General features: G+C 28.2%; 15 protein-coding genes. 10 read left to right on the top strand and 5 right to left on the bottom strand.

What is annotated here, in order from left to right; translation table 11 throughout:
• The first annotated feature begins 9 nt into the window (after positions 1-9).
• From recA to KGF39_RS16185, 4 genes are all read left to right on the top strand, one after another.
• Positions 10-1,056 carry a recombinase RecA gene (recA, locus tag KGF39_RS16200; protein ID WP_054273319.1) on the top strand — a complete coding sequence of 349 codons (1,047 nt, stop codon included), beginning with the start codon at positions 10-12 and terminating at the stop codon, positions 1,054-1,056.
• 175 nt (positions 1,057-1,231) lie between these two features.
• Positions 1,232-2,773: a ribonuclease Y gene (gene rny / locus KGF39_RS16195; protein WP_003428216.1), complete on the top strand. Its 1,542-nt coding sequence runs from the start codon at positions 1,232-1,234 to the stop codon at positions 2,771-2,773.
• Between the two features lie 312 nt (positions 2,774-3,085).
• A complete protein-coding gene (locus KGF39_RS16190) occupies positions 3,086-5,425 on the top strand; it encodes a diguanylate cyclase (protein ID WP_227823078.1) in 2,340 nt (779 codons plus the stop codon).
• Between the two features lie 371 nt (positions 5,426-5,796).
• Positions 5,797-7,578, top strand: a complete 1,782-nt coding sequence (locus KGF39_RS16185) for a UvrD-helicase domain-containing protein (protein WP_227823077.1) — start codon at positions 5,797-5,799, stop codon at positions 7,576-7,578.
• Between the two features lie 84 nt (positions 7,579-7,662).
• On the opposite strand, the gene lepB is transcribed toward KGF39_RS16185, so the two are convergent.
• Both lepB and KGF39_RS16175 read right to left on the bottom strand, forming a co-directional pair.
• Entirely contained in the window at positions 7,663-8,193 is a 531-nt protein-coding gene (gene lepB, locus KGF39_RS16180) for a signal peptidase I (RefSeq protein ID WP_227823076.1), read from the bottom strand.
• Positions 8,194-8,232: 39 nt separating this feature from the next.
• On the bottom strand, positions 8,233-9,057 hold the full coding sequence (locus tag KGF39_RS16175; RefSeq protein WP_227823075.1) for an undecaprenyl-diphosphate phosphatase: 825 nt from the start codon (positions 9,055-9,057) through the stop codon (positions 8,233-8,235).
• Positions 9,058-9,313: 256 nt separating this feature from the next.
• Here KGF39_RS16175 and KGF39_RS16170 point away from each other — a divergent pair, with 256 nt between their 5' ends.
• The 3 genes from KGF39_RS16170 to KGF39_RS16160 all read left to right on the top strand — a co-directional run bounded on the left by KGF39_RS16170 (position 9,314) and on the right by KGF39_RS16160 (position 12,576).
• On the top strand, positions 9,314-10,225 hold the full coding sequence (locus tag KGF39_RS16170; RefSeq protein ID WP_054273323.1) for a tyrosine-type recombinase/integrase: 912 nt from the start codon (positions 9,314-9,316) through the stop codon (positions 10,223-10,225).
• Positions 10,226-10,365: 140 nt separating this feature from the next.
• Complete coding sequence (gene purB / locus KGF39_RS16165) at positions 10,366-11,811, top strand: adenylosuccinate lyase (RefSeq protein ID WP_227823074.1); 1,446 nt, start codon at positions 10,366-10,368, stop codon at positions 11,809-11,811.
• 312 nt (positions 11,812-12,123) lie between these two features.
• Positions 12,124-12,576: a MarR family transcriptional regulator gene (locus KGF39_RS16160; protein WP_227823073.1), complete on the top strand. Its 453-nt coding sequence runs from the start codon at positions 12,124-12,126 to the stop codon at positions 12,574-12,576.
• 80 nt (positions 12,577-12,656) lie between these two features.
• Here KGF39_RS16160 and KGF39_RS16155 read toward each other — a convergent pair whose 3' ends face one another.
• Entirely contained in the window at positions 12,657-13,853 is a 1,197-nt protein-coding gene (locus KGF39_RS16155; protein WP_003438357.1) for a pyridoxal phosphate-dependent aminotransferase, read from the bottom strand.
• A 369-nt stretch (positions 13,854-14,222) separates the two neighbouring features.
• On the opposite strand from KGF39_RS16155, the gene galT reads away from it, so the two are divergent.
• The gene (gene galT / locus KGF39_RS16150) at positions 14,223-15,173 is read left to right on the top strand and encodes a galactose-1-phosphate uridylyltransferase (protein WP_227823072.1); all 951 of its coding nucleotides are present in this window, start codon (positions 14,223-14,225) and stop codon (positions 15,171-15,173) included.
• Between the two features lie 126 nt (positions 15,174-15,299).
• Entirely contained in the window at positions 15,300-16,052 is a 753-nt protein-coding gene (locus KGF39_RS16145) for an exodeoxyribonuclease III (RefSeq protein WP_227823071.1), read from the top strand.
• A gap of 90 nt (positions 16,053-16,142) precedes the next feature.
• On the opposite strand, the gene KGF39_RS16140 is transcribed toward KGF39_RS16145, so the two are convergent.
• Positions 16,143-16,919: a 3'-5' exonuclease gene (locus KGF39_RS16140; protein ID WP_227823070.1), complete on the bottom strand. Its 777-nt coding sequence runs from the start codon at positions 16,917-16,919 to the stop codon at positions 16,143-16,145.
• 315 nt (positions 16,920-17,234) lie between these two features.
• Here KGF39_RS16140 and KGF39_RS16135 point away from each other — a divergent pair, with 315 nt between their 5' ends.
• On the top strand, positions 17,235-19,133 hold the full coding sequence (locus tag KGF39_RS16135; RefSeq protein ID WP_107595830.1) for a glutamine synthetase: 1,899 nt from the start codon (positions 17,235-17,237) through the stop codon (positions 19,131-19,133).
• Positions 19,134-19,263: 130 nt separating this feature from the next.
• Here KGF39_RS16135 and KGF39_RS16130 read toward each other — a convergent pair whose 3' ends face one another.
• A complete protein-coding gene (locus tag KGF39_RS16130; RefSeq protein ID WP_054273366.1) occupies positions 19,264-20,385 on the bottom strand; it encodes an MGDG synthase family glycosyltransferase in 1,122 nt (373 codons plus the stop codon).
• Positions 20,386-20,678: the final 293 nt, after the last annotated feature.

Genomic DNA, 20,678 nt, shown 5'->3' with positions numbered 1-20,678 from the left:
GGTATAGAGATGAGTGTAGATCAAGAAAAATTAAAAGCGTTGAATGAAGCTTTAGGTAAAATTGAAAAAGATTTTGGTAAAGGTTCAGTAATGAAATTAGGAGAAGCAACGTCTATGTCTATAGATGTTATATCAACAGGAGCAATTGGTTTAGATATAGCAATTGGTATAGGGGGGCTACCTAGAGGGAGAATAGTTGAAGTATATGGTCCAGAATCTTCTGGTAAGACTACTGTTGCGCTTAGTTGTGTAGCATCAGCTCAAAAAGAAGGAGGAATAGCTGCATTTATAGATGCAGAACATGCACTTGACCCAGTATACGCAAAAGCGTTGGGTGTGGATGTTGATAACCTAATAATATCTCAACCAGATACAGGTGAGCAAGCTTTAGAAATAGCAGAGGCATTAATAAGAAGTGGAGCGATAGATATAATAGTAATAGACTCAGTAGCAGCATTAGTTCCAAAAGCTGAAATAGATGGAGATATGGGTGATTCTCATGTAGGTTTACAAGCTAGACTTATGTCTCAAGCACTTAGAAAATTAACTGGTTCAATTAAAAAATCAAATTGTGTTGCTATATTTATAAACCAGTTAAGAGAGAAAGTAGGAATAATGTTTGGAAATCCAGAAACTACTACAGGAGGACGTGCACTAAAGTTTTATTCATCAGTTAGATTGGATGTTAGAAAAATAGATACAATAAAACAAGGTGATAAAGTTATAGGAAGTAGAACAAGAGTCAAAGTTGTTAAAAACAAAGTAGCACCACCATTTAAGCAAGCTGAATTTGATATAATGTATGGAGAGGGTATTTCAAAAATTGGAGACCTTTTAGATATAGCTGCTGATGTAGATATAGTTAAAAAATCAGGTTCATGGTATAGTTACAATGATACTAAACTTGGGCAAGGAAGAGAAAATGTAAAAAAATTCCTGGAAGATAATTTAGATTTAACTAATGAAATAGACGAGAAAGTAAGAGCATTTTACAATTTAAATGAAGAACGTGAAGAATCAGGTACTTCAGTAGCAAAAGAAATTGTAGAAGAATAAATAAAAATACAAAAAAATAACTAGTAATTAAAGACATGCCACGCTCCCTATTAGCTTGACACAATGTTGAAAAAATTATAAAATTAAGTGAGGATAAAATATCTAAATTTAATTTTAATTATTAGGAATATTTTTTAATCATAGTGATGACATTTTGGGATTATTAACGAAGGAGGTGGATGTCATAGATAGTGTAGTAATGATTGTAATAGGTGCAGCTGTTGGTATTATAGCTGGATATTTTGTTAGAAAAAATATATCTGAAGCAAAAATTGGACAAGCTGAAAACTTGGCCAAAGAAATAATAGATAAAGCACACCACGACTCAGAAACAGTACAAAAAGAAAAATTGCTAGAGGCTAAAGAAGAGATCCATAAGTGGAGAACAGAAGCTGAAAGAGAAAACAGAGAAAGAAGAACAGAAGTACAAAAGTATGAAAAAAGAGTAGTACAAAAAGAGGAAGTCTTAGATAGAAAATTACAAAATTTAGAATCTAAAGAAGTAAACCTAAGTGAAAAATTAAAGGTAGTTGAAAAGAAAGAAGAAGAAGTTGAAGTAATAAAAACGCAACAATTGGAAAAATTAGAAAGTATATCAGGAATTACTTCTGATAAGGCTAAAGAAATCATCTTAACAAATGCAGAGAGAGATGTAAGACGTGAAATGTCTATAATGATAAAAGAGATAGAAAGTCAAGCTAAAGAAGAAGCTGATAAGAAATCAAGAGAAATTATAGGATATGCAATTCAAAAATGTGCAGCAGATCACGTAGCCGAAACTACTGTCACAGTAGTAAGCTTACCTAATGATGAAATGAAAGGTAGAATAATAGGTAGGGAAGGTAGAAATATAAGGACTTTAGAAACCTTAACAGGTATAGACCTTATAATAGACGACACTCCAGAAGCCGTAATTTTATCAGGATTTGATCCAATAAGAAGAGAAATTGCAAGAATTGCTCTAGAAAAATTAATAGCAGATGGAAGAATACATCCAGCTAGAATTGAAGAAATGGTTGAAAAGGCAAGAAAAGAAGTTGACAATATTATAAAAGAATATGGTGAGCAAGCTGCATTTGAAACTAGTGTACATGGAATTCATCCAGAATTAATAAGATTATTAGGTAGACTTAACTATAGAACTAGTTATGGACAAAATGTTCTTAAACACTCTATAGAAGTTGCTCATATAGCTGGTATAATGGCTGCTGAAATAGGAGCAGATATTAGATTGGCTAAAAGAGCAGGTTTATTACATGATATAGGTAAGGCTGTAGACCATGAAATGGAAGGTACACATGTTGAAATAGGTATGGATTTACTTAGACGTTATAAGGAATCTAAAGAAGTTATACATGCCATGAGTACTCATCATGGAGATTACGAACCTCAAACAGTAGAAGCTGTATTAGTTACAGCAGCAGATGCAATATCAGCTGCTAGACCTGGTGCTAGAAGAGAAACTTTAGAAGCATATATTAAGAGACTTGAAAAACTAGAGGAAATAGCTAATTCATATGAAGGTGTAGAGAAATCATTTGCTATACAAGCCGGTAGAGAAATAAGAATAATGGTAAAACCAGAAGCTATAAATGATGAAGAAATACACCTATTGGCTAGAGACATGACTAAGAAAATAGAGGATGAACTTGAGTATCCTGGACAAATAAAAGTAAGTATAATAAGAGAAACAAGAGCTATAGAATATGCGAAGTAAAAAAAATAATATCTAAATAATAAGAAAATATTTTTAGAAATTTAAATTTGCCACAAGATACGATAATCTATCTTGTGGCTTTTAAATTGTTTAAATTTAATTTTACATAATGTGGAAATAATCTAAGTGATAAAAGTGCTACTTACAAAAGATTAATGAAATAAGGACTTATATATGCATTGTTTATATAATTATTCAAGTTTGTTTGATATAATGAAATTGTAAAATAATATATTACTGCTTGAAATGATTATATTTAAAGAGGGTGAAAATACGATGAAGCCAAAGTGAGGGTTAAAGAGAGGGCATACTATGGAAAAAAATACACTTTTACATACAAACGTTATTGTTTGTATTATTATTACTCTTGGTTTTATAGCTACTTCTGTAATTGGATACCAATCTAATACTAATATTTTTAAAAATGATATTGAACATGTATCTACATTAGCTGCTGAAGGTATTTATTATCAGATAGATAAACTCCTTTCAGAACCTATAAATGTATCTCTTACCATGGCAAATGATAGTTTGTTAAAAAACTTTTTAGATGGTGAGCAAGAACATATAAGTGATGAAGAATTTATTTATAAATTGCAAGATTATCTGAATGTATATAGAAATAAATACTCATATGATTCCGTTTTTTTAGTATCAAGCAAAACAAATAACTATTATCATTTTAATGGACTTGATAGAAATCTTAGTGATAATAATTCAGAGAATCAATGGTATTATAATTTCTTAAAGAATGATGATGAATACTCATTAAATGTTGATAATGATGAAGCAAGTAACAATAGTATTACAGTATTTGTAAATTGTAAGATAAAAGAGGATAATGGAGCAACTATGGGAATTATAGGCGTTGGACTAAAGGTGAATTCATTACAAACGTTGCTTAAAGAATATGATGATAAATTTGATGTTGTAGCACGCTTAATTGATGACAAAGGATTTGTACAATTAGCATCGAATAAAACTGGTCATGAAAATATAAATTTCTTTGAAAATTCTAGTGGTGACTTATCTGATTCAAAACAATTAATATTAGATAATAAAAAGGAACAAAAGAGTTTTTGGCATTCATCTAAAAAATCAAAAAGTTACGTTGTATGTCAGTATATACCTAGTTTAAAATGGCATCTTGTGCTAGAAAATGATTTGACTATAATGAGTAAGCAACTTCATATACAATTTTTTAAAGGAATTGCAGTCATAATTTTAATTATAATATTTGTGCTTTTTACAATTACGCGTGTACTTAAGAAGTATAAAAACCAAATAATGAAGCTTAGTGTTTCTCAGAAATTAGAATATCAAAAGTTGTTGAGTCAATCTACTGAAGAACTTTACGAGAATATTTTTGAAATTGATGTCACTAATAATAGAGCTGGTTGTGAAGATGAAAATAGATATTTTCATGAGTTTGGGTTAGGACTTAATACACCATATGATGAAGCATTACATATTATTGCTACAAAACAAATCAAAGAAGAGTATGCACAGGGTTATTTAGATACATTCCTTCCTGAAAATGTGCTTAAGTGTTATGATAGTGGAATCAATAATATAAGTTATGACTTTTTAATTAAGAATAGTGAAGAAAATTATCACTGGATGAGAATTAATGCACGAATTTTCTTTTGGACATCAGATGAATCTGTTCGTATGATATCTTATCGTGAAAATATAGATGAAGAAAAAAACAGAGAATTAGTACTTCTTGAACGTTCACAACGTGATTCTCTTACTGGTCTTTACAATAAAGGTGTGACGGAGGAATTTATTAGTTCATTTTTAAAAAATAAAAATAATCAAGACTTAGAACATGTTTTTTTAATATTCGATATTGATGATTTTAAAAATGTAAATGATAAATATGGTCATGCATTTGGAGATTTTGTCATAAGTGAATTTGCCTTAGAATTAAAATCTCAATTTCGTGAGGATGATATTATTGGGCGTATTGGAGGAGATGAGTTTGTAGTATTGATAAAAAACTTTAATAGTAATAACTATGTACTTGTGGAGAAATTAGAGCGTTTTTGTTCTAAAATTAATCAGAAAAAATTTACTGAACAAGCAGAGTTTTCTATTGCATGTAGTATTGGTGTAGCAATGTATCCTGAACATGGATATGTATATTCTGAGTTATATGAGAAAGCAGACCAAGCACTTTATTATGCAAAAAGCCATGGGAAAAATTCTTATCATGTATTTTCTGAGGATTCTATTGATAGTATGTCATTTCGTATAGACCCTAGAGATATAAAAGCATTGTTAGAAATGGCCACTGATGGTATTGTCAAATTTGCTTGTATGGAAAATTTGAAATTACTTTATTTTAACCAAAAGATGCTTGAATTTACTGGATATTCATCTCAAGCTGTTTCGTCTACAGAGTTTGATATTTTGTCGCCAGTATTACAAGATGACTTACAGATAGTACTTGATACATTGAGAGAAGCAATTCCTAAGAGAGAAACCTTTGAAGTGGTTTTTCGCTTCTGTCACACAGATGGACATATTTTCCCTGTAAGAATGCAAGGGAAGTTTGTAAATGAATTATATCAAAATCGTTATCCTATTTTTTATGCAATTTATACAGATATATCAAGTCTTAATTCTTTATCAGAAAATAAAAAGTGATAGTACAGTAAAATATAAAATTTAATATAACAGTATTAAGATATGAGAATTATAAATAAAACCTGCTAATAAAAATAGATTATTTTTAGCAGGTTTTTAAATTTTTAATAATAAATTTTCTTGCTTATATACAATAAGATTGATTATTTTAAAGGCTTTACAATAAAATTGCCGAAAAGCCACTTTCTTTAGATGTGGGGATGAAAGGCAAGGTCTTAATATAAATATCTATACTTATTGCAAATTTTTTAATAGTTTTGTATTTATTTGTGTTTATTTTGAATTTATTTACTAAATTTGCATATAAAAAGTATATATAAAAATATAGTTCAAAATGGTATAATTAAGTATAACAGAAGGAGGTAATGTAAGTGAGCCAATACATAAATATAAACTCTCAGTTAGACGCCCTAAAATTGAAGGAATTCGAGAAAATATTTTACGAGAATATCAATGAGGACGTTAAAGTAGTGCCAAAAGTTACTCCTTTTAAAGGAATAAATACTGATTTGTTGTATGTTAAAGATGGAAGAATTTTATTTATAAAATTTATGGATACAACAGAAGATATATATTTTATTTTGGAAGAAGAGTTACTTGAAGTTATGAATGAGGAATATGAACTTTTGAAACTAAAAATGGGACAAAAGAATAGAAATATAAGCTATAATTACGTTTACATTATGCCATATGTTGAAGTTGAAGAAGCATATGAGTTTGGAAAATTTGTTAATAACAATATAATAGATAAAACTAAGCTTCAAGATATAATGAATAAAGGTTCTCTGGATGAATATCTTAGTGAGAAAAATGATGAAATAAACTTAAATTTATTTTTATTAGATATATGTTCAGAGTACTATATAATAAATGATAAACTTCATCTAAATGAGAAATTTAAAAAAATTTCCTTCTATAATGATGACTATAAGTATACAGCAACTATGATGGAAGAAGTTCAAATTAAAGATGCTATTTCTATTAAATATGGGAATACACTTATTGAAGGTGGTTCTGGTATAGGCAAAACAGCAATTATGCTTTCTAGAGCTATAAAACTAGCAAAAGTATATCCACATCATAAATTAATCATATTTACACATACAAAACAATTGTGTAATGAACTTAGAGAAAGAATAGAGTTATTATACAAAGATAATAACAATTTAGAAGTCCATACATTTAGTTCCTTTATATTTAAACTGGCTAAAAAGTTTAACTTAATTATAGACTATAACATGTTAAAAAATGATTATGAAAAAACATTTAATAATCTTGTGAAACAAGCACAGAACATTATAAAAAATAAAAATATGTTCAAGGCTATTTTTATCGATGAAGCAGAAAGCTTTTTAGAGTATGAAATAGATTTTATAAGAGAGTTTTTATATAAAACAAAGTTTATATTCAATATATGTTCTTGCAATTCCTTGAACATCTCTAATAGATTGAATATATTTAAGACCTTATATAATGGCATAGAATTTGATGATAAGATTAGTTTAAGTAAAAATTATAGACAAGCCAAAGAGATTGTAGATTTTACAAATAAATTTTCAAATAATTCTAACTCATATATCAATGAGTTAAGACCAAAGACAAAGTTTAATACTTTCTTTTATACTAAAGCACTTAGAGGTGGTAATAAGTATGTTGATATAATAAAGGTAAGTGATCTTGATGACCAAATAAGTTCTGTGATATGGGAAATTGAGTACTTAATAAGTAAAAAAGGTCTTTATTATTCTGAAGTTGCTATAGTCTATCCTTATAATAAGAAAAAATTAAAAAGTGGAAAAACTATTTATTTCCAATATATGCTGAAAAAGGCATTAGAAGAAGCAAAAATTCCTTATATATGTGCAGAAGATAACTTGACAAATATAAGTAAGAAGGTAGGAACTACAATAGCAAATATATATGCAATAAAGAATTTAGAATATAAAGCAGTAATAGTATGTGAATTAGAAATGTTATATAATCAAACTATAAATGATACAGAGCAAGATTATCAGGTAAATGATTTTGTGGGAGATTTAAATAAGGTATATTTAGCTATGAGTAGAGCAACAGATTATTTAAGTATAGTAACAACTTTTAATGAAGAAGCAAGCGATATAATAAGACTTATCACAGAATCAAAAGATTCTTAGTAAAAGAATATTTTTTTAATTTAAGAAAATTAAAAGAGACTGAGATTTGTAAAATAAACTTTACTAATTCAGTCTCTTATTTTTCTATTCTACTTTTCCAATATTATCGAGAGGTAATAATCTTACCATAACTTTACCAAGAATTTCATCCTCATCAACCATACCTACATCAGGGAATCTACTATCATTGCTATTTTCCCTATTATCTCCCATTGCAAATAGCTTTCCCTTTGGAACAACTGTATCTATATCTCCAGAAGTATAATTGTTGTGTATATATGGTTCACTTAATAATTTTCCATTTACATATACTTTAGAATTGGATATTTTTATACTATCACCTTCAGTAGCTATAACTCTTTTTATTAAGTCTTTTTTCTTTCCTGTATCTCCATCAACTAAATTGGTTTTAAAAACGACAATATCGCCTTTCTCAGGTTTGCCAATCTTGTATGAAATCTTATTTAAAATTAGATAGTCTTTATCGTCTAAAGTGGGATACATTGATTCTCCACTGACAATAGAAGGTCTTATAAATTGTAGGATTACAAATGCAAGTACAATAGCCATAGCTATTGATTTAATCCAATCAAATATTTCTTTTTTAACACTCATAACTTTTCTCCTTATCATTTGTCATTAAATTAAAGTACATTAGAATAGAAAGAAATAAGCAAGGACAACTATACCCAAGACTATTCTATAATAACCAAACACTTTGAAGTCGTGTTTTTTGATATAGTCCATAAAAAATTTAATAACTATAATTGAAACAATAAAAGCTACTACAGAACCAACTCCTAAAATAAGCCACTCAAAGCCAGTAAATCCAAATCCAGCTTTTAGAAGTTTTAATGCACTAGCTCCAAGCATTGTAGGGATAGCCAAGAAGAATGAGAATTCTGCTGCTACATATCTAGAAGTACCAAGTAATACTGCACCTATTATAGTTGAACCAGACCTAGATGTACCTGGTATAAGAGCTAGACATTGGAATAATCCTATACAAAGAGCTAATTTATATGTAACTTGAGAAAAATCTTTATACTTAGGTCTTTTATTTCTCTTTTCAAGCCCTATCATTATTATACCATATACAATAAGAGCAATAGCAACTACTGTTGAATTAAAGAATACTCTGTCTATGTCATCTTCAAACAGTATTCCAATAACTCCAGATGGTATAACTGCGATTATAACCTTAAGCCATAAACGAACTGTTTCTTTTTTCTGTTTAATATTTTTTGAACTATCAAAAGGGTTTAACTTTCTAAAAAATATAACAAGTACAGCTAATATTGAACCAAATTGAATTACAACCAAAAATGTACTTATAAATGTATCTGAAAAATTCAATTTTATAAACTCATTAATTAATATCATATGCCCTGTACTACTTACTGGTAGCCATTCTGTGATTCCCTGAACTATGCCTAAAATGACTGCCTTAAAAACTTCAAGCAAACTAAATGTTTCCAAACTAAAATACCTCCAATACAAATTTATAGTAGCATATTCTATGCAGATATTAACAAAAAAATGCCACCTTTTACTAACTTATAATACCACAGTACTGTGTAGTGCACAATGGAAGATTGATATTTTCATAAAACCTTCATAATTTAACAAAATAAAGTTATAAGCTATCTATTGAATAAGGGGTATATTTGAAGGGGAAATATATGGTATAGTAAAAGTATAACCATTTTATTTTATGAAAAGGAAAGGAGTTATTATGTATAGTACAAAAATACTAGATGATTATGAGTACGAAACCTTTAATGTTTTTTCTACAAAATTAAACCCAAACACAAAACATGATTATTTATCAAAGGTTATGTTATTTAAAGAGTTCTTAAAAGGGAAAGAATTGATTTATGCGACAAAAGAAGATTGTAAAAATTTTGTAGACTATATACAGACTAAATATGCGAAATCAACTTGCGAAAAGATATATAGTTATTTACATAGTTTTTATAATTTCTTAAAAAAAGAAGGGTACATAGATATAAATCCATTTAGATATGTAGAAAAACCAACAGTAACAAGAATAAAAACAAAAGATGATGTCCTAAGTATACAAGAAATAAATAAACTTATAGGTATTTTACCAAAATTAAATATAAGAGATAGAGTAATAATAGTCTGTCTTGTTACTACTGGGTGTTTATTAAATGAATTAGTTAGTTTAAAGTGGAAAGACCTTATGGTAGATGAAAACGATAACTCTTATGTAAGATTAGGTAAGGGAAGAAAAGAGAGAGTAGTTAAATTACATCCATACTTTTTTAAACTTTTAGAAGACTACAGGAATTATTCTGGACTTCCAGAGGTAATAATACCTAGTGATGACTTTATTTTTACAACTCAAAAAAGTAATTCTATAACAGATAGAAATGTCAGACTTATAGTTAAAAAAGCGTTAGATTTAGCAGGGCTTTCTCAATATTCAGCAAGAGACTTTAGACATTCATTTGCGGCAATAAGCTTAAGACTTGGGGCGGATGAGAGTGATGTAAAAAATCAACTTGGTTGGAGTGATAAATACTATGCAATTAGATATAAGTATGTATTAAATTTTGTTGATAGCGAAATAGTGGACTATTTAATTGAAAAAGATAATTTAGATATAAATAAAAAATATTAATAAATAAAAAACACTATACATAAATATGAACAAAAAATAAAAAAGTCTTGTTATAGTTCGTAAAATTATATATAATTATTTATGTACTAATGTGTACACAGTAATCACACGACAAAAGATTTAAGGAAGGTGCTAATATAATGATAGATAATAAATATACTACTTACTCAAATCCACTTACAGACAGATATTGTAGCAAGGATATGAGTTATATATTTTCTCCACAATTTAAATTTTCTACATGGAGAAGATTATGGGTTGCTCTTGCAGAAGGTGAGCATGAGTTAGGAATAAATATAACTGAAGAACAATTAGACGAGCTAAAAGCTAATATAGATAATATAAATTTTGATGAAGCTAGAAAAATAGAAAAAGAAGTAAGACATGATGTAATGTCTCATGTAAAAGCTTATGGTCTACAATGTGAAAAAGCCAAAGGAATAATACATCTAGGAGCAACCTCTGCATATGTTGGAGACAATACAGATGTTATACAAATGAATGAAGCTTTAAAACTTCTGAGAGTAAAGCTTGTAAATTTAATAAACAATTTAAAAGAATTTGCACTTAAGTATAAGGATATGCCAGCTCTTGGATTTACACATTTTCAAGCTGCACAACTTACAACAGTAGGGAAAAGAGCTTGTTTATGGGCTCAAGATTTAATCCTTGATTTGGAAGATTTGAACTATAGAATAGACAATATGAAGTTAAGAGGAGTTAAAGGTACTACTGGTACTCAAGCAAGCTTTTTAAGCTTATTTGAAGGAGACCACGAAAAAGTAAAAGAGTTAGATAAGAAAATTTGCAAAAAGATGGGATATAATTCTTCTTATGCAGTAAGTGGTCAAACATATACTAGAAAGTTAGATTATCAAGTGATAAGTATATTATCAGGAATAGCTCAAAGTATGCATAAAATGACTAATGATATAAGACTTTTACAAAGTTTAAAAGAATTGGAAGAGCCATTTGAAAAAAATCAAATAGGTTCATCAGCAATGGCTTATAAGAGAAACCCTATGAGAAGTGAGAGAATAGCATCTTTATCTAAGTATATAATTTCTGAATCGATAAGCCCTGCAATGATACAAGCTACTCAATGGTTAGAGAGAACATTAGATGACTCAGCTAATAAAAGATTGGCAATACCTCAAGCTTTTATGGCAGCAGATGCTATACTTGAAATAGGTATAAATGTAACTGATGGTTTAGTAGTATATGAAAATATGATAAATAAACGTGTAAATGAAGAACTTCCTTTTATGGCTACAGAAACAATACTTATGGAAGCTGTAAAAAGAGGTGGAGATAGACAGGAATTACATGAAATAATAAGAGAGTATTCTATGAAAGCTGCTTATAGAGTAAAACATGAAGGTAAAGATAATAACTTAATTGAGCTTATAATGAATGATGATTCATTTAAAATGAGCAAAGAAGAAATATTATCTATAATGGACCCAAAAAACTTTATAGGTAGAGCTCCAGAACAAGTTGTAGAGTTTGTAAATGAAGTTGTAGAACCTGCTATAAAAGATTATAAAGAAGATTTAGGAAAAGTAGATGTGGATTTAAGAGTATAAAATTCTACAGATAAAATATAATTAAAAACGGCTATCTTATTTATATAAATAAGATAGCCATTTTAATGGGCTAGCGTCTGCTCTTCACCGCTGTGAAGAGTTCTTCCTTACTTACTATACCATGAATTCAATAAAATAGCTATATAAATAGTATTTAATATGGATAATATAAATAAAAATAAGAAAAATGATAAGATTACTAATTAAATTTAAACATTCGGTAAAAACTATTGTACTTGCAATATTTTTAATGTAAACTGAAATAAAGTTATTTAGATAAATTAACAAATTTAAAACAACCGAGGTGATTGTATGAACTATGTAGTAAAAGATACCATAAGTTTTCTAGTAAAAACATTTCCTAAGATTTATTCTAGCCTATACTTAGAAGACCTAAAAAAATTTGCACCAGACTATAATGTAAATAAAACACAATTAAGAGCATTAGTATTCATAAAAAATTATGGAGTAATAAGTATGACTGATTTATGCTCTAAGTTAAATATAGAAAAAGGCAGTTTAACTAGTATGGTTGATGATTTAACCGATAAGAAGTATGTAACAAGAAAAAGGGATTTAATTGATAGGAGAAAATATATAATTGACATTACTGAAGAAGGGGACAAGATAGCATCTGATTTTATGGATAAGTTGAGTGATGGTCTAGGAGAAAAGCTTTCTAAATTGACAGAAGAAGACAGAAGAAAATATCTAGAGGCGATAAATACTCTTCAATATATATTGAATAAAGAAGAATTTAGATAGGAAAAATATTCCCATTTCAAATATTAGTTGAAATGGGAATATTTTATATCGTTAAATTTATATAAATTAATTTTAAAAAATTATTTTTGTAAAGCTACATATTGCTCTAAACCTTCTTTTAATAATGTAGCAGCCCTATGAAGGTCTTTTTCATTTAGGATGTAAGCTAATCTTATTTCATCACGTCCTAAACCTGGAGTAGCATAGAATCCTTCAGCAGGGCAAACCATAACTGTTTCATTGTCTTTGTTGAATTCTTTTAACATCCAGATTGTGAAATCTTCTGCATTTTCAACTGGTAATTTAGCAACTATATAGAAAGCACCAGTTGGTTTTTTACATATAACACCTTCAACCTTCATTAATTCATTGTATAATACATCTCTTCTTTTTTTGTATTCTTCATTAACTTCTTTGAAGTAAGAAACAGGAGTTTTATATAATTCAACAGCTCCTATTTGCTCTAATGTAGGAACACAAAGTCTTCCTTGGCATAATTTAAGTATTTGAGCGATAAGACCTTTATTTTTACAAGCGATAGAACCAATTCTAGCACCACAAGCACTGTATCTCTTAGAAACACTGTCTATTATTATAACTCTATCCTGTACACCCTCTAAGTTACCACAGCTTGTATACTCAAGTCCATCATAGACAAACTCTCTATAAACTTCGTCTGCTATTATCCATAAATCTTTTTCTTTAGCTATTTCAGCTAAGATATTAAGTTCTTCTTTTGTATAAATTGCACCAGTTGGGTTTCCTGGATTAGAAAGAATTATAGCTTTAGTTTTATCATCTACTTTAGACAAGATTTCTTCTTTAGATGGAAGGTGGAAACCGTTTTCTGCCTTTGTTGTAACAGCATTAACTTCTACGTTTACAGATTGACCAAATCCATTGTAGTTAGTATAGAATGGTTCTGGAACTAATAGATTATCTCCTGGGTCACAAACTGCCATCATAGTGAAAAGTAAAGCCTCACTACCACCATTAGTTACTAGTAACTCATCTTTTTCAAAATTCATATCATAAGTTTTATAGTAATTTTGAAGTGCTTCTAATAATTCTGGAATACCTTCTGATGTAGCATATTCTAAGACTTCGCTATCAAAGTTTTTAACAGCATCAAAAAACCCTTTAGGAGTTTTTATATCTGGTTGTCCGATGTTTAAGTGATATACTTTGATTCCTTTATCTTTTGCTGCTTGTGCAAATGGAACAAGTTTTCTGATTGGAGAGGCTTGCATTGCACTAACTCTGTTTGAATAATTCATTTTAATACCCCCTATTTAATTTAAATACGTATATTGTATGTTTGAATATAAGACATCTTTACAAGATAATAATAACATACTTATGGGTAAAAATCATCAAAAAAAATTAATATAGTTTTAAAATAAACTTTTAACAAATTCTAGTAAAATGCTATTTTTATGCCAATAAATTATGTATTCACAAATTAATTTATGGTAAGATAATATTCTGATATATTGATAGTAATTTTTAGTTATAATCTTTCAACTCTAGACAAAAATATATAATAATAAATGTGTAAAATTATAAAAAATATTATAAACTTATTTAACAGATACGATAAATATCATATAATTATATTAAAGGCTATTAACTAAGAGGTGTTAATTATGAAAGAATTAAGAATAGATCCAATTACCAATGATGTTGTTATATTTGCTACTGATAGGTTAAAAAGACCTTTAGATACAGCAGACATACCAAATGAAGATGAAGAAACTAAGGAATACGATGAAGAGTGCCCATTTTGTAAAGGAAATGAAGCTTATGCAACTGATACATTATTTGAAATAGAAGGTAAAGAAGGATGGCTTGTAAAATCTGTCTACAATAAATTTCCTATAATTGATGATATGGCAAAAGATGTATATGGTATTCATGAAGTAATGATAGAGAGCGATAAACACAATCGTAGTTTTTATAACATGAGTCAAAAAGAATTTGAAGATGTTTTTTTTATGTATAGAAATAGATTTAGAGATTTGTCGAAAGATGACAATGTAGAATATGTTAGTATCTTTAAAAATTTCTTGAGAAAAGCAGGGGCATCTTTGATGCATCCACATGCTCAAATACTGTCTATGTCTTTTATCCCTCCTGAAATTACGAATGAGTTGCTAGTTTCAAAAGAGTATTATGATAGCAATAAAAGCTCTTTATATGATGATTTAATAGAAAATGAAATAAATTTAAATAGAAGAGTTGTTTATAATGGAGAAGCTTTTTTGGTACTTATACCGTATGCAACTAAGTATAGTGGAGAAGTAAGAATAATATTTAAAGATAAGATAAAGTTTGATGAGTTAAGTGATAATAATATAAAGGAACTTTCTACAATATTTGAAAAATTATTTAAGAAGTTGTACAATATCAATGGATATATGCCATTTAACTTATGTATTCACACTCATCCAACAAAGATTGAAACAAAATTGTATTTTAATGTTCATATGCACATAATCCCAAGAAAATATAATTTTGGAGGATTTGAGCTGGGAACAAACATGTATGTTTCTTCAATGAACCCTGAAGAGTTAACAAAAAAATTAAAAATTGATTAAAACATATATTTTTAAGGTATTAAGTAAAATGTATTAAGGAAATAGTAATTTTTAGATAAAATTATAGTATAACATTGTTAAAATAAAACAAATGAAAAATTTACTGTTTAGATGAGGAGTATAAGTATGAAATTTATATCATGGAATGTTAATGGAATAAGAGCTTGTGTTGGGAAAGGATTTTTAGACTTTTTTAAAGAAGTAGATGCAGATATATTTTGCTTACAAGAAACTAAATTACAAGAAGGGCAAATAGAGTTAGATTTACCAGGCTATTTTCAATACTGGAATTATGCTGAGAGAAAAGGTTATTCAGGTACTGCTATATTTACAAAAAAAGAGCCTTTAAAAGCAATGTATGGAATAAATATAGAAGAACATGATAAAGAAGGTAGAGTCATAACTCTAGAGTTTGAAGATTTTTACTTTGTTACAGTATATACACCAAATTCTCAATCTGAGTTAAAGAGACTAGAATATAGAACTAGATGGGAAGATGACTTTATAGACTATTTAATCGAATTAGATAGTCATAAGCCTGTAATTGTGTGTGGAGATATGAATATTGCACATACAGAAATAGATTTAAAAAATCCTAAAAATAATATGAAAAATGCAGGTTTTACTAAAGAAGAAAGAGAGAAATTTTCTAAATTATTAGATAGTGGATTTATAGATACTTATAGATATTTTAATCCAGACAAAGAAGGTGTCTATAGTTGGTGGTCATATAGATTTAATGCAAGAAAAAATAATGCAGGGTGGAGAATAGATTATTTTTGTGCATCTAAAAAGCTAGAAGATAGATTGGTAAGTGCAGATATACACACTGAAGTATTGGGTTCAGACCATTGTCCAGTTGAATTAGAGATAAAATAAAGATTAATCAGGGTAAAAATTGGGATGTAGATATAAATTTAAAGTTAACTGTTTTTTTATCTACATGCCTATTTTTAACCTAAGTAAACTTTATTTATTTTCTCTTTGCTTAGTATTTTCTAATGTAAATTGATTCGTTTTTCCCATGTTATAAGCCAAGTTAATGATTTTTTTCTCGTCTTTAGTCAATTCACGATTTAAAATTTTCTTAAACTCATCAAATAACTTATCATAATCAACTCTCTTTTTATTAGAATATTTTATGGTTTTAGGTTTGATACTCGTATAAAGATATATATCTGGTACTATACTTGGATTGTATATCTTAATAAAAACTTTGGCAGTATAATATGCATCATTTAAAGCATTGTGATAAGACATTTTTTCATCAAGTTCCAATATAGAAATAGCATTTTGTAGTCCAATACTTTTTCCTGCTGGGTTATTGAAATATTTAGATGCATGTTGTTGTATATTAATATAAGATTTAGGTAAGGAGCTTGATGATAGCTTATGGTAATTAATATTCCTGTATAATTCCTTTAAATCTCCTGCTCCCCAGACACATAATATAGGGTCTTGTGATGATATAAATTTTATGAAATTGTTGTAAACTTCAGGAAAAGTAGGTGAATCATTAAAATCAGAGTTTTTAATATTAGTCATACGACTAATAAAAGGATGTATTTCTTTATAGATTGTAGGTTTCACATAGCTATTAAACGTATCAATTATATTGAATTTAGAATCCAATTTAATTGCTCCTATTTGTATAATTTCAAAAGGACACTTTTCATTAGATATAGTCTTATTGAGTTTTTTATCAAATCCTTGATTAAATTCCAAATCGAAAATTATGTATTCCATAAAGTTTATCTCCTAAATTTTTTTATTATTGCTGTTATTATAGATTATATTATAAGCAAAATTAAATTTTTAAACAAAAATACTTTTATTTTAGTATACCCTATATTTATAAAAATGTTAAACTATTGTATGTATAATATTTTTTCCAATAAAAAATATTGCGAACTTTTTGTACTTGATATATAATAATATAAATAAAAACACGAATAAAATACGGATATTTTGCAAGAAAAATTCATAAATGTAAGGAAAAATGAATTTTATCTTGTATTTAACAAAATAAAATTTACATAAAAATTATGGGAGAGTGAAAAAATGGATAGTCTATTATACGTAATAGAGAAAGATAAACATACTAATGAAGAAATAAGAGAAATCCTAAAAAGTAATAAAAATATAAGATTTGTTTCCTTAATGGGGGTTGACTTAGGGGGAAATGCGACAGATGAAAAGATTCCTGTAGAATTATTTTTAGAAGATATAGATAAATTTTTAGAATCAGCTATACAGACTGATGGTTCAAGTGTTGAGCTTTACAATATAGCTACATTGAATAATGCAAAAGTAGACTTAATGCCAGATAAAAGTTGTCATTGGTATGTAGATTATAATATGGAATATATAGATGAAGAAGTAGGTCTGCCTGTTGGAACCTTAAAGATACCTGCATTTTTAATACATGATAATAAAAAAGTATGTTCTAGAGGAGTACTTCAAAAAGCAGATAAGTATTTCAAAAAATCAATGTTTGAGGTATTTAGAGAATACCCACATGTAATAAATAATATAGGAATAGATTCAGTAGATGATATAGAAGAAATAATGTTGACAGCAGCTACAGAGCTTGAGTTCTGGGTTAATACTCCTGAGGATAAAGCTGACTTGGAGAAATTATATGTATCACAAAGTTTAAAAGAGCAATATTGGAAAAGAACTCATGGTATTATAAGAACTTGCTTGGAGCAAAGTTTAATTATACTTCAAAAACTAGGTGTAAACCCTGAAATGGCTCACAAAGAGGTTGGAGGGATACAAAGTTCTATTAGCATAGATGGAAAGACAAACCACGCTATGGAGCAATTAGAAGTTTCTTGGAAGTTTTCTACACCATTACAAGCAGCAGATAATGAATTATTGGTAAGAGATGTTATAGAAGATGTATTTACATCACATGGACTAGAAGTTACATTTAAAGCAAAACCAATTCATGGAGTTGCAGGAAGTGGTGGACATACACATGTAGGAGTAAGTGCAAAACTAAAGGATGGAAGTATAAAAAACCTATTTGCTCCAAAAGATTTAAAAGAAGACTATCTAAGTGAATTGGGATATGGAGCTCTTATGGGACTTCTTTACAATTATGAAGTATTAAACCCAATTGTAACAGCTTCTAATGATGGATTTAATAGATTAGTTCCTGGATTTGAGGCACCTGTATGTATAGTTACATCTCTAGGTCATAGTTATGAGATTCCATCAAGAAATAGGTCAGTACTTGTTGGATTAATAAGAGATATGAAAAATCCAAAAACTGTAAGATTTGAGTTAAGGTCACCAAGCCCTCTATCTAATACGTATTTAGTAATAGCAGGGTGTTATCAAACGATGTTGGATGGTATAAAAGCAGCAGCTAAGAGTGGACTTAGTACAAAGGAACTTGAAAAAGAATTATCTAAAGATGTAGGCGAAGAAAGTTTCTACTTAGAAAAAGATAGAGCATATAGAGATGAAAATGATGTATTTGAACATTATAATTTAGAAGAAAGAAATGCAAGATTTGGAATTCCACCAGCTACAGTTTATGAAAATATGAAAAACTTAGAAATATATGCTTCAAAATTAAAATCTTTAAAACAAGGCGATGTATTTACTGATAGTATAATAGAATCATTTAAGATTGGAGCTATAGATAAGTGGCAAAAAAAATTAAAAACTAGAATAATAGAAGCTGGAATTCAAAAGATAAGAAGTATTGTCAAGATACACACAAAAGAAAATATGGATGCACTTGATGAAGTAGTTTGGAACTCAATATCAGATTTAAAGTTCAATATTATGAAGGATACTTTAACTAGAGAATCGTTATTTACTAGGGTAAGAGAAGCTGTAGAAAACAAAGATTATCAGACTGCTTCAGATTTACAAATAGAGTTAAAGAGAAGCATGGAAGAAATACAACAACTGTATATGCAATACAAGAAAAATATATACTAAGGTAACAATAGTTTGATTTTAATATGACAAAGGCAATCAAGTATGATTAAGTCCTATGAGTAAGTTCTCAAATGTAAAAGCATACTTGATTGCCCTTAGTTTTATGATTGAAGTTTTGTAATAGTGTAATCTAATTGTAGTGATTATCTATTAATTCTGATATATAATCAGCAATTTTATCTGGATGAATGACTGTTTTAAATTCTGCTAAATTTTTCTTCATAAAGTTTATTATAGAATCAAACTCATTTGATATTAACTTATAAAATATGTTTTTCAGGTCTAGGTCGTCACTATAAATCAGTCCAAGTCCCTTATCTATTATAAATTTAGCATTTTCAATCTCTTGTCCAACTTTTGGCATTTTTACGAGTACTGGAGTTTGTGATTGAATGGCTTCAAATATAGTTGCTCCTCCAGGCTTAGTTAGCATTAGGTCACATTCTCTTATTAGGTTATACATGTCATTTACAAATCCAAGTACTTTTATATTTTTTAGAGGTTTTTTATGAGTTAGGTTATCATATAATTTTTTATTTTTACCAGTAACTATTGTAATTTCTATAGAATCAATATGTTCTTCAATGAATTCATCTATCCAATGTATAAAATCCTCATCTATATCAAATAGACCTCTTCCTCCTCCTAGAAGTAATAATCTATATTTATCACTACAGAGTTCTTTACTTTCAATTTGAAATCTCTTATCCACAGGAACTCCAGTAACCTTTATAGCGTTTGGATTTATTCCCTTTTGAAAAAATCTATTTTTTATTTCTGGAGAAGGAACGAAATACAAATCTGTATTTTCAAAGACCCATTCCATACTATCTACAACGTCTGTTATAACTGTAAGTGTAGGTATGTTTATATCAGGGTTTTTTATCTTGAAATTATTTACACAAGCAGCAGCTAGTGGAAATGTAGAGATAATCAAATCTGGATTTATATCAGCAATATACTCAGAAAGTTTAGGTGTATATAATTTATGAGAGAAATCATGTCTTGAATCAAACGATTTCTTAAAGTAATAATAGTAATTATATAATCCAGGAGTATATTTTGTATTGTTTTCATAAAGTTTTACCATAGGTTTGTTCATCATTGGAATACTTGCATTTATAAAGTTTTGTATAACAACATTATAGTTGCTATATTTTTCAATAATACATTCTTTGACTGCTTTTGCGGCACTTATATGTCCAGCACCAAATTGAGCAGTTAAGATTAATATTGTTTTATCATATTTCATTTTAGTCAATTTATCACCACTTTCATAAAATATATCTGATTAGAGTATTATACATTTATGGAAGAATTTAATCAACAAGAATATTTAAAAATAACTATTGTGTAAAACATAGTACTGTGTTATTATGAAAATATAAGAAGTTTTAACATAGTACCTTGTAAAACACAATACTGTGTATTTAAAGAAAGGATGGAGTATATGAACACACAATTTAGAAAGGGTGTTTTAGAAATTTGTGTACTTGCACTAATATCTAAGAAAGATATGTATGGATATGAAATAGTACATAACAT

Source organism: Clostridioides sp. ZZV14-6345 (assembly GCF_020657775.1).
Lineage (GTDB): Bacteria > Bacillota > Clostridia > Peptostreptococcales > Peptostreptococcaceae > Clostridioides > Clostridioides difficile_D.
Note: the sequence above shows the minus strand (reverse complement) of the source record. Positions and strands in the feature narration are given on the sequence as shown.

Bases quoted from the DNA above. Each gene is read 5' to 3' on its own strand.
- KGF39_RS16140 (WP_227823070.1), bottom strand. From the start codon at position 16,919: ATGGAATACATAATTTTCGATTTGGAATTTAATCAAGGATTTGATAAA.
- KGF39_RS16170 (WP_054273323.1), top strand. From the start codon at position 9,314: ATGTATAGTACAAAAATACTAGATGATTATGAGTACGAAACCTTTAAT.
- purB (WP_227823074.1), top strand. From the start codon at position 10,366: ATGATAGATAATAAATATACTACTTACTCAAATCCACTTACAGACAGA.
- KGF39_RS16145 (WP_227823071.1), top strand. From the start codon at position 15,300: ATGAAATTTATATCATGGAATGTTAATGGAATAAGAGCTTGTGTTGGG.
- KGF39_RS16160 (WP_227823073.1), top strand. From the start codon at position 12,124: ATGAACTATGTAGTAAAAGATACCATAAGTTTTCTAGTAAAAACATTT.
- KGF39_RS16135 (WP_107595830.1), top strand. From the start codon at position 17,235: ATGGATAGTCTATTATACGTAATAGAGAAAGATAAACATACTAATGAA.
- lepB (WP_227823076.1), bottom strand. From the start codon at position 8,193: ATGAGTGTTAAAAAAGAAATATTTGATTGGATTAAATCAATAGCTATG.
- KGF39_RS16130 (WP_054273366.1), bottom strand. From the start codon at position 20,385: ATGAAATATGATAAAACAATATTAATCTTAACTGCTCAATTTGGTGCT.
- recA (WP_054273319.1), top strand. From the start codon at position 10: ATGAGTGTAGATCAAGAAAAATTAAAAGCGTTGAATGAAGCTTTAGGT.
- KGF39_RS16155 (WP_003438357.1), bottom strand. From the start codon at position 13,853: ATGAATTATTCAAACAGAGTTAGTGCAATGCAAGCCTCTCCAATCAGA.
- galT (WP_227823072.1), top strand. From the start codon at position 14,223: ATGAAAGAATTAAGAATAGATCCAATTACCAATGATGTTGTTATATTT.
- KGF39_RS16190 (WP_227823078.1), top strand. From the start codon at position 3,086: ATGGAAAAAAATACACTTTTACATACAAACGTTATTGTTTGTATTATT.